General features: G+C 69.8%; 9 protein-coding genes. 7 read left to right on the top strand and 2 right to left on the bottom strand.

The genetic code is table 11. The features are described 5' to 3' along the window. A partial coding sequence (locus F3J14_RS12105) for a PLP-dependent aminotransferase family protein (RefSeq protein ID WP_166723182.1) occupies positions 1–1,094 on the top strand: 1,094 nt, incomplete at its 5' end. A 54-nt stretch (positions 1,095–1,148) separates the two neighbouring features. Here the strand turns inward: F3J14_RS12105 and F3J14_RS12100 are convergent. Next, a complete protein-coding gene (locus F3J14_RS12100) occupies positions 1,149–2,186 on the bottom strand; it encodes an aldo/keto reductase (RefSeq protein WP_166723181.1) in 1,038 nt (345 codons plus the stop codon). A gap of 129 nt (positions 2,187–2,315) precedes the next feature. Here F3J14_RS12100 and F3J14_RS12095 point away from each other — a divergent pair, with 129 nt between their 5' ends. The 6 genes from F3J14_RS12095 to F3J14_RS12070 all read left to right on the top strand — a co-directional run bounded on the left by F3J14_RS12095 (position 2,316) and on the right by F3J14_RS12070 (position 7,885). Further along, a complete protein-coding gene (locus F3J14_RS12095; protein WP_166723180.1) occupies positions 2,316–3,203 on the top strand; it encodes a LysR family transcriptional regulator in 888 nt (295 codons plus the stop codon). Between the two features lie 187 nt (positions 3,204–3,390). Next, entirely contained in the window at positions 3,391–3,690 is a 300-nt protein-coding gene (locus F3J14_RS12090) for a metalloregulator ArsR/SmtB family transcription factor (RefSeq protein ID WP_012365181.1), read from the top strand. A gap of 20 nt (positions 3,691–3,710) precedes the next feature. Then, positions 3,711–5,063, top strand: a complete 1,353-nt coding sequence (locus tag F3J14_RS12085; protein WP_166723179.1) for an aminotransferase class V-fold PLP-dependent enzyme — start codon at positions 3,711–3,713, stop codon at positions 5,061–5,063. A 105-nt stretch (positions 5,064–5,168) separates the two neighbouring features. Beyond that, positions 5,169–6,392, top strand: coding sequence for a Zn-dependent hydrolase (locus F3J14_RS12080; RefSeq protein WP_166723178.1), 1,224 nt, complete (start codon positions 5,169–5,171; stop codon positions 6,390–6,392). A gap of 134 nt (positions 6,393–6,526) precedes the next feature. Then, on the top strand, positions 6,527–6,994 hold the full coding sequence (locus tag F3J14_RS12075) for a cupin domain-containing protein (protein ID WP_166723177.1): 468 nt from the start codon (positions 6,527–6,529) through the stop codon (positions 6,992–6,994). Between the two features lie 69 nt (positions 6,995–7,063). Further along, positions 7,064–7,885 (top strand): SDR family oxidoreductase, encoded by an 822-nt coding sequence (locus tag F3J14_RS12070; protein WP_166723176.1) that lies wholly within the window; start codon positions 7,064–7,066, stop codon positions 7,883–7,885. Between the two features lie 105 nt (positions 7,886–7,990). On the opposite strand, the gene surE is transcribed toward F3J14_RS12070, so the two are convergent. After that, positions 7,991–8,770, bottom strand: coding sequence for a 5'/3'-nucleotidase SurE (gene surE / locus F3J14_RS12065; protein ID WP_166723175.1), 780 nt, complete (start codon positions 8,768–8,770; stop codon positions 7,991–7,993). Positions 8,771–8,864 lie beyond the last annotated feature (94 nt).

The following is an 8,864-nucleotide window of genomic DNA, read 5'->3' as shown; positions in this document are numbered from 1 at the left end:
TGCCGGGCGCGCCGGCCTTCGACGAATTCCCGCTCGCGCAGTGGCGGCGCTGCATCGAACGGGCCTGGCGCACGGCGGGGCCGGCGCAACTCGGCTACCAGTCGGCCGAAGGCGATGCGGTGCTGCGCGACGCGATCGCCGGCTATCTGCGTGCGTCGCGCGGCGTGCGCTGCGACGCCGCACAGGTGATCGTCACCGACGGCACGCAAGGCGCGCTCGACCTGTGCGCCCGCGCGTTGGCGGACGCGGGCGATGTCGCGTGGATCGAGAACCCCGGCTATCAAGGTGCGCGCAACGCGTTTCTCGCGGCCGACCTGCGTGTCGAACCGATCGGCGTCGATGCGCAGGGGCTCGCGCCGCATCCGGACGACTGGCGCGATCGTGCGCCGAAGCTCGTCTACATCACGCCGTCGCATCAGTATCCGCTCGGCGCGGTGATGAGCCTCGAACGGCGGCTCGCGCTCGTCGCCCATGCGCGCGCGGCCGGCGCCTGGATCGTCGAGGACGACTACGACAGCGAGTTCCGCCACCACGGCACGCCGCACGCGGCCGTGCAGGGGCTCGCCGACGATGCGCCCGTGATCTATCTCGGCACCTTCAGCAAGGTGATGTTTCCCGCGTTGCGGCTCGGCTTCATGGTCGTGCCGCCCGCGCTGGCGCAGCCGCTGCGCGACGCGGCGGGCGCGCTGATGCTGCAGGGCCGCGCGGTCGAGCAGCGCGCGCTCGCGGATTTCATCGACGCGGGGCATTTCACGCGGCATCTGCGGCGCATGCGGCGCGTCTATGCGGAGCGACGCGACGCGTTGCACGATGCGCTGGCGCGGCGGCTGGGCACGCGGCTGACGGTGTCGGGCGGCGCTGGCGGCATGCATCTGTCCGCGCGGCTCGACGTGCCGGTGGCCGATACGGAACTGAGCCGCGTCGCGCAGGCGCACGGGCTGATCCTGCGGCCGCTGTCGTCGTTCTGCGTGCCGGGCACCGCGCACGGCTACAACGGGCTCGTGCTCGGCTACGGCGGCGTGCCGGCCGAGCGGATGGACGCGCTCGCGCGCCGGATCGGCGAGATGATCGACCGCGTGCTGGCCGCGCGGTGACGGCCGTCGCGCCGCGTTCCGATGGCGGTGGGGCGCGACGGCGCGCGGCTGCGCTTACCCGCGCAGCGGCGGATTGATGCGCGCGAATGCGTCCTGCCGGCGGTACGGGAAATACGGATACGGCGCTTCGACCGCACTCGCCGCATCGAGCTTCGCGATCTGCGCGTCGGTCAGCGACCAGCCCACTGCGCCGAGGTTCTGGCGCAGCTGTTCCTCGTTGCGCGCGCCGACGATCACCGACGACACGGTCGGCCGTTGCAACAGCCAGTTCAGCGCGATCTGCGGGACGGTCTTGCCGGTTTCCTCCGCGATCGCGTCGAGCACATCGACCACGTCGTACAGGCGTTCGTCGTCGACCGGCGGCCCGAAGCCGGCCGTGTCGTGCAGGCGGCTGCCTTCCGGGAGCGGCGTGTTGCGGCGGATCTTGCCGGTGAGCCGGCCCCAGCCGAGCGGGCTCCACACCAGCGCGCCGAGGCCCTGGTCCGCGCCGAGCGGCATCAGGTCCCACTCGTAGTCGCGGCCGACGAGCGAGTAATAGACCTGGTTCGCGACGTAGCGCGACCAGCCGTGCCGGTCGGCCGCCGCAAGCGATTTCATGATTTGCCAGCCGGCGAAATTCGATACGCCGATGTAGCGCAGCTTACCCACGCGCACCAAGTCGTCCAGCGTCGACATCACTTCCTCGACCGGCGTGGCCGCGTCGAACGCGTGAAGCTGCAGCAGGTCGATGTAGTCGGTGTCGAGCCGGCGCAGCGCGTCGTCGACCGCGCGGATCAGTCGCGCGCGCGACGTGCCGGCGTCGTTCGGCCCGTCGCCGGTCGGCAGCCCCGTCTTCGTCGAGATCAGCACCTGGTCGCGCCGTCCGTGGATCGCGGCGCCGAGCACGCGCTCGGAGGCGCCGTCGGAATACACGTCGGCCGTGTCGAACAGGTTGACACCGGCTTCGAGGCAGATGTCGATCAGGCGGCGCGCTTCGTCGACGCCCGTGTTGCCCCATGCGCCGAACAACGGGCCGGTGCCGCCGAACGTGCCTGCGCCGAAGCTCAGCACGGGAACCTTGAGGCCGGAGCGGCCGAGCGTGCGGTATTCCATGTCGTGTGCCCTCTCTTGAGCGGAAGCCGGCGCGAGTGGGCGCCGGCAAGGTGGATCCTCACTCTAGCGCTTGCGGTTCAACCGGATAATTGGGCAGACTTCGAAAATATCATTCGGAGAATGCGAAGAATGCTGCTCGATAACCTGGCGCTGTTCCTGCGCATCGTGGAAAAGGGCGGGCTGGCCGCGGCCGGCCGCGAGGTCGGCCTGTCGCCGGCCACGGTCTCCGAGCGGCTGGCGGCGCTCGAGAGCCATTACGGCGCGGCGCTGCTCACGCGCACGACCCGCGCGATCAGCCTGACCGACGAGGGCCGCACGCTGGTGGCCGGCGCGCGGCGCCTGCTTGCCGAAGCGGACGAGCTCGAAAGCCGCGTGCGGCTCGGCGCGCAGACGCTGTCGGGGCCCGTGCGGCTCAGCGCGCCGGCCGATCTCGGGCAGGCGCGCGTCGTGCCCGTCGTCGACGCGTTCCTGGCCGAGCATCCGGGCGTCACGGTCGACCTGCATCTCGGCGACGGCTATGTCGATCTCGTCGGGCAGGGGCTCGATTTCGCGATCCGGCGCGGCACGCTCGCGGACAGCGCGCTGCGCAGCCGCTCGCTCGGCCGGTCGCGCCGCGTGGTGTGCGCCGCGCCCGCCTATCTCGCCTCGCACGGCACGCCGCGGCATCCGGACGAACTCGCCGCGCACGACTGCATCGTGATGCGTTTCGGGCAGGAACTGTATGCCGAGTGGCCGTTCCGCATCGACGACGAACTGAAGCGCGTGATGGTGCGTGGCCGGCGTGTGGCCAACGACGGTGCGCTCGTGCGCGCGTGGTGCGTCGCGGGGCACGGGCTCGCGCTGAAGTCGCTGCTCGACGTCGAGCAGGATCTGGCGTCCGGCGCGCTCGTCGAGATCCTGCGCGACTTCTCGCCGGGCGAAGTCGACCTGCAGATCGTTTATCCGGGCGGCGCCGCGCAGCCGCGGCGTGTGCGGGCGCTGATCGAGCAACTGGCGCAGGCGCTGGCAGCGGGATGATCGCAACCGGATCGCGCCGCGCCGGATGCCTCCGCATGCCGGCCGCGACGTGGTGACGTCGGATGCGGTGCGATAGCGGACGAAGCCGCTGCCGGCACGACAGCGAACGCACATACTGCCCGCCGGACCGGTTGTCCACGTTTCGTCATTTAGCTAATATTCGAAACGTCAAACGAAACCGCAACCCATGGACGACGTCACCCGCATCAGCGCACTGGCCAACGAAAGCCGTCTGGCCGTGATGCGCTGGCTCAAGCAGCCGCGCGAGCATTTTCCGCCGCAGCCGCACGGCGACTTCGACGAACTCGGCGTGTGTTGCACCTACATCACCGAGAAGCTCGGCATCGCGCCGGCGACGACCACGCGGCACATGCGCATCCTCGCGGATGCCGGGCTCGTGCAGGCGACGCGCGTCGGCAAGTTCACGTACTACAGGCGGATCGACGATGCGCTGCATCAGTTGGGCCGCGATCTCCTGCAACTTTGACCTTCACCGAGGCAATCGACATGGATGAACTCGCCCTGCTGGCCGACGCCGACCGGCGCGCGCATGCGTATCTCGCGGCGACGAACGAACGGCGCGCGTATCCCGACGCGGCCGCGCTCGCCGGTCTTGCGGCCTTCGACGAGCCGCTGCCCGATACGGGCCGTCCGGCCGACGACGTGCTGCGCCTGCTCGACGAGCGCGGCACGCCCGCGACCGTCGCGTCAAACGGCCCGAACTACTTCGGCTTCGTGATCGGCGCGACGCTGCCGGCCGCGGCGGCGGCCGAGCGGCTGATGCTCGCGTGGGACCAGTGTGCGTCGTCGTTCGCCAATTCGCCGGTGGCCGCGACGATCGAGCGGCAGGCCGCGCGCTGGATCGTCGACGTGCTCGGGTTGCCCGAGGGCAGCGCGGTCGGCTTCGGCACGAGCGCGACGGCCTGCACGCTCGTCGCGCTGGTCGTCGCGCGGCGTGCGCTGCTCGCGCGCAAGGGCTGGGACGTCGACGAGGACGGTCTGATCGGCGCGCCCGAGGTCAAGGTGGTGGTCTCCGAGTTCGTGCACGTCACGGTGAAGAAGGCGCTGCGCGTGCTCGGCTTCGGGATGAAGCGCGTCATCGTCGCGCCGGTCGACACGCACGGCCGCATCGACCCCGCGCAGTTGCCGCCGCTCGACGACATGACGATCCTCTGCGTGCAGGCCGGCGAAGTGAACACCGGCGAATTCGATCCGTTCGCGGCGTTGATTCCGCTTGCGAAGGCCGCCGGCGCGTGGGTGCACGTGGACGGCGCGTTCGGGCTGTGGGCGCGCGCGTCGTCCAAACGCGCGCTGACCAACGGCATCGACGGCGCGGACAGCTGGACGACCGACGGCCACAAGTGGCTCAACACGCCGTACGACGGCGCGATGGTGATCTGCCGCGACGCGGCCGCGCTCGCGACAGCGATGAACAGCGATGCCGTCTACCTGAGCGGCGCGCAGGACGCGCAGAAGAACCTGAACCTCGAATTCTCGCGGCGCGCGCGCGGCATTCCGGTGTGGGCCGCGCTGCGCGCGCTCGGCCGCGCCGGCGTGGCGACGATGATCGAGCGGCATTGCGCGCAGGCCGCGCGCGTCGCGGACGGCCTGCGCGCGGCCGGCTACGACGTGCTGAACCGCGTCGTGCTGAACCAGGTGCTCGTGCGCGCCGGCACCGACGACGAGACGACCGCGATCCTCCAGGCCGCGCAGGATTCGGGCGATGTGTGGTTCGGGCAGACCGTGTGGCAGGGGCGGCCGGCGTTCCGGATCAGCGTGTCGTCGTGGCGCACGGAGGACGAACACATCGATCGTCTCGTCGCGTTGCTGACGAAGCTGCGCGGCGTGCACGTGGGCTGAGCGGCGGCGGCGCGCATGCGTCGCCAACCCGTCGAAGAAGCTGCCTGTCGACAGCATTCCTTTCCTTCCCGCCATCAGCGGCGGGGTTTCCCGGAGCAATTCGCGATGATCGTCGTGAACCAGCAACGACTGTGGGATTCGCTGATGGAGATGGCGAAGATAGGCGCGACCGCGCACGGCGGCAGTTGCCGGCTCGCGCTGAGCGCCGACGAGGTGCTCGGCCGGCAACGCTTCATTCGCTGGTGCGAGGAAGCCGGCTGCGAAATCCGCATCGATCCGATCGGCAACGTGTTCGCGCGCCGGCCCGGCACGCAGCCCGATGCGCCGGCCGTGATGTGCGGCAGCCATCTCGACACGCAGCCGCTCGGCGGCCGCTTCGACGGCGTCTATGGCGTGCTCGCGGGCCTCGAGGCGATTCGCGCGCTGAACGAGCACGGCATCGTCACCCGCCATCCGGTCGACGTCGTCGCGTGGACCAACGAAGAGGGTTCGCGCTTCACGCCGGGCATGATGGGCTCGGCCGTCTACGCGGGCGCGCTGGATCTCGATTACGCGCTGGCCCGGCCGTGCATGCAGACGGGCGTGCGGCTCGGCGACGAACTCGAGCGTACCGGCTTCGCCGGCCGCGAGCGCGAGCGGCAGATGCCGAAAGCCTATTTCGAAGCGCACATCGAACAGGGTCCCGTGCTGGAGAACGCCGGCCTGCCGATCGGCGTCGTGACCGGCGTGCAGGGCATCTACGAACTCGACGTCACGGTGACCGGCTTCGAGTCGCATGCGGGCACGACGCCGATGAGCGTGCGCCGTGACGCGATGGGCGTGGCGGCCGCGATGATCGCCGCGATCGTCGACCATGGGCATGCGTTCGATGCCGATGCGCGCGTGACCGTCGGTCATGTCGCGTGCCAGCCGAACTCCCCGAGCACGATACCCGGTCTCGTCAAGTTCAGCGTCGACGTGCGCCATCCGTCGCTGCCGGCGCTGAAGCAGCTCGTCGCCGATATCGAGGCGATCTGCCGGGAACGGACCCCGTTACGCGGCACGCAGGTACAGGTGCAGACCATCGCCGAATACGAGCCGGTCGTGTTCGATGCCGAGTGCGTCGCGCGCGTGCGGCAGGCGACGTCCGCCGCCGGCTATCCGTATCTCGAGATGTGCAGCGGCGCGGGGCACGACGCGGTGAACCTGTCGTACGTCGCGCCGAGCGCGATGGTGTTCGTCCCGTGCAAGGCCGGCCTGAGCCACAACGAGGCCGAGGATGCCGATCCGGTGCACCTCGCGCAAGGCGCGTCGGTGCTGGCGAACCTGCTGGCCGATTGCGCGCGGTAGTGGTGTCGGGGTGTGCGCCGACGGGCGCATACGCGTTTCTCATCCGCGTGAAAATGCCGGACAATAGCGCGGCATGCGCGCCGCGCCGGCCCGGGCGGCACGTTCAACCGCTGCATCACGCTGACGAGATCCCCATGTCCACGACACCTCCCCGGGAACTGCTGAAAGCTGCCGACATCGCGAAGATGGAACCGACGCGCGCGGTGCATTCGCTGAATCCCAATGCCGTTCGCCTCAAAAGGCAGCTCAGCGACCTGACCGGCCTCACGCAAATCGGCGCTCACCTGCTCACGCTGATGCCCGGTCACGAATCGGCCGAATATCACCGTCACCTGTACGAGGAAGAATGCGTGTACGTGCTGTCCGGCACCGGCACGGCCACGCTCGGTGAGCGCGCTTTCGACATCGGGCCGGGCGATTTTCTCGGCTTTCCGCGCGGCGGCGATGCACACACGTTGCAGAATACCGGCGACGTGCCGCTGCAACTGTTCATCGCCGGCCAGCGCCTCGAACACGACGTGTGCGAATACCCGAGAATCGGCAAGCGGCTTTACATCGCCGGCGAACTCGAAGATTTCGTCGATCTGCCGAAACGGCCGTAGACGGCACGCCTCCGCATCGGCCGTCGCCGCGCTTATGATGCGGGAACGCTACTCACGGGATTCCACGCCATGGACGCGCCGCATCCGCCGATGAATGCCCCGATTTCCGAAACGGAACCTGAAACCGAAACCATCGCCGAGCCGCGCGCGTCGCGCGTGCATCGGCCTGTCGCGCTCGTCACCGGATCGACGTCGGGGATCGGCGCGGCCATCGCACGACGCCTGTCGGCGGATGGCTATGCGGTGATCCTGCATTCGCGCAGCTCCGCCGACACCGGCCGCGCGATGGCGGCCGAGCTCGGCGCGAGCTACGTGCAGGCCGATCTCGCCGACGATGCGCAACGCGTGCGGTTGATCCGCGACGCGCTCGCGGTGCACGGGCGGCTCGACGTGCTGGTCAACAATGCGGGCGCGAGCCGTGTGATTCCGCACAACGATCTCGCCGCCGCGACGCCCGACGTATGGCGTGAGATGCACGAGATCAACGTGATCGCGCCGTTCCGGCTCGTCGCCGAGGCGCAGCCCGCGCTGCTCGAAGCGGCGTCGAGCGGGCGCGCCGGTTGCGTGATCAACGTCAGCTCGCATGCGGGCGTGCGGCCGAAGGGCGCGTCGATTCCGTACGCGGCGGCGAAGGCCGCGCTCAATCACACGACGCGCCTGCTCGCGCGCACGCTCGCGCCGGCGATTCGCGTCAACGCGGTGGCGCCGGGGCTCGTCGATACGCCGCTGACGGCCGACTGGACCGAAGCGCAGCAGCTCTGGCACGAGCGTGCGCCGATGCGCCGCGCGGCGACGCCGGACGACGTCGCGCACACGGTCGCGATGCTCGTCGCGTCCGACTACGTGACGGGCGAGATCGTGATGCTCGACGGGGGAATGAACCTGACGTGATGCGGCGCGCTGAGGTCGTGATTCGGCGACGCAGCGAGGCCGCCGAGCGGCCTCGATCCGGTGTCATTCGCCGGCGGCCGATGCCTGCCGGCGCGATCGCACCGTTCACCCAAGGTTCGCCCGCAGCCGCGCGAGTGCCTGATCGTGCGTGCGTTCGAACTTCAGCGGCGTGACCGCGATGTAGCCTTCGCCGAGCGCGACCGTTTCCGAATCCGCATCGTCGTCGCGCGGTGCGCGCGTCAGCTTCAGCCAGTGGTATTCAATGTCGCGCGGATCGCGCCCCGACACGATGTCGACGCCTTGCAGCGTGCCGGCGCCCTGGTTCGTCACCTTCAGGCCGCGCACGTCGTCGGCCGGCCGCGGCGGGAAATTCACGTTGAGGCACGCATCGCGGTCCCAGCCGGCGGCGACGAGCCGGCGAATCACGTCCGGCGCGTGCGTGCGCGCCGTATTCCACGGCACTTCGTTGCGATCGCTGAATGCCTGGCTCAGCGCGATCGCCGGCACGCCGACCAGCATGCTCGTCATCGCCGCGCCGACGGTGCCGGAGAATACCGTTTCGGTGCCGAGGTTCGCGCCGCGATTCACGCCGGACAGCACGAAGTCGGGCCGCGCGTCCTTCATCAGGTGGCTGACCGCGATCGCGACGCAATCGCCCGGCGTGCCGCGCACGGCGAAGCGGCGCTCGCCCTTGCGATGCACGCGCAGCGGTTCGTGCAGGCTCAGCGAATGCGACGTGCCGCTCTGGTCTTCCGCCGGTGCGACGATCCACACTTCGCGCGCCAGTTGCATGGCGACCTGTTCGAGCACTTCAAGGCCGGGGGCGTCGAATCCGTCGTCGTTGGTGAGCAGGACGCGGTCGAACAGCGGGCGGGTTTCTTGCATCGGGATGATCCTCGCAGGTAGGCAATGAGAGGGGAAAGGCATCGCGGGTACACCCGCAAGGCTAGCATTGCGTCGTGACGCGTGTCGTGCCGTG

This window comes from Burkholderia sp. Tr-862, assembly GCF_011753085.1.
Lineage (GTDB): Bacteria > Pseudomonadota > Gammaproteobacteria > Burkholderiales > Burkholderiaceae > Burkholderia > Burkholderia ambifaria.
The sequence above is the reverse complement of the archived record's forward strand: the minus strand, read 5'-3'. Positions and strand labels throughout refer to the sequence as shown.